Below are 1310 nucleotides of genomic sequence, written 5' to 3'. Positions count from 1 at the left end.
TGCCACGATGGGAAGTGCGAACTCTCATCAATCCGTCCGACAGGGGAAGTCCATGAGCATTGTGACCGCTGGAATCGATCTCGCCAAGAACGTATTTGCCGTGCATGGCGTCAATGAGACTGGCCGTGCCGGGTTGGTACGCCCGGCGGTACCACGCGAGAAGCTGCATGAACTCATCGCAAGCCTGCCGCCATGCGTGGTTGGCATGGAAGCGTGCTCGGGCGCGCACCACTGGGCGCGGTTGTTTCAGGCGGCTGGTCATACCGCTCGCCTGATCGCGCCGAAGTTCGTCACGCCTTATCGCATGAGCGGGCGGCGCAGCAAAAACAATGCGGCCGATGCCGCGGCGATCTGCGAGGCCGTGCAGCGCCCACACATGCGTTTCGTGCCGATCAAAACGCTCGATCAGCAATCACACCTGATGGTGCACCGTGCCCGCCAAGGCTTTGTCGAACAACGTACCGCTACGCTCAACCGCATTCGGGGTTTGCTGGCCGAGTTCGGCATCGTGCTGCCGCTCAAGGCCGCCACGGTGCGCAAGCGCGCGGGCGAATGCCTGGAGGAACTGCCCGGCTGGGCCAATACGGTCATCGGTGACCTGCTCAGCGAGGTCGGCCGGCTCGATGAGCGGATCGCCCAATATGACCTGCGTCTCCGGCACATCGCTCGTCAGGACAGCCGCGCTCAACGCCTTACCCGCCTGAGCGGCGTGGGTGACACCACCGCCACCTGCCTGGTGGCCATGATCGGCAATGGTCATGACTTCGAGTGCGGTCGGCAGTTTGCCGCCTGGCTGGGTTTGGTGCCTGGCCAGTACAGTTCGGGCGGCAAGGCCCGGCTGGGGCGCATCACCAAGGCAGGAGATCCTTACCTGCGCAGCTTGCTAGTCATGGGCGCCCGGGCCGTACTGGCTGCAGCCAAGAACAAGACCGACACATTGAGTCGCTGGGCGATGGCATTGCAGCAACGGCGGGGCTACTGGAAGGCGGTGGTGGCCATTGCCGCCAAGAACGCACGCATGGCCTGGGCGGTACTGCGACGAGGCGAAGCCTTTGTGCTGCCAGCCTGATCCAGTTCCAGCCTGCAACCGACCAACAAGCACCGATTTGACCGCCGCGTGACGGCAAGCGTTGATGACAACAGGTCTGGACCTGCGCGGGGCGTGACCGATTAATTCAAGGGCGGCTGCATCAGCGCCGGCTAACGAATGGGTTCTCCGCGTGCGTCCTTCATCAGGGTCCGCAGCCAATGAAGCGCTGCAAGAGTGACCGTTTGTAGTCTGGCCAGTCCGCACCTTGTTGTTCTCGCCT

General features: G+C 63.2%; 1 protein-coding gene. It reads left to right on the top strand.

Going from position 1 to position 1310, the window contains the following annotated elements; genetic code table 11:
* The first annotated feature begins 52 nt into the window (after positions 1-52).
* Complete coding sequence (locus tag E6C76_RS21920) at positions 53-1069, top strand: IS110 family RNA-guided transposase (protein WP_136350401.1); 1017 nt, start codon at positions 53-55, stop codon at positions 1067-1069.
* Positions 1070-1310: the final 241 nt, after the last annotated feature.

This window comes from Pseudothauera nasutitermitis (assembly GCF_004801295.1).
Lineage (GTDB): Bacteria > Pseudomonadota > Gammaproteobacteria > Burkholderiales > Rhodocyclaceae > Pseudothauera > Pseudothauera nasutitermitis.
This window is presented reverse-complemented; position numbering and strand designations above follow the sequence as displayed.

What these genes read in the sequence shown, in the direction of transcription:
- E6C76_RS21920 (WP_136350401.1), top strand. Translation starts at nt 53, where the DNA reads ATGAGCATTGTGACCGCTGGAATCGATCTCGCCAAGAACGTATTTGCC.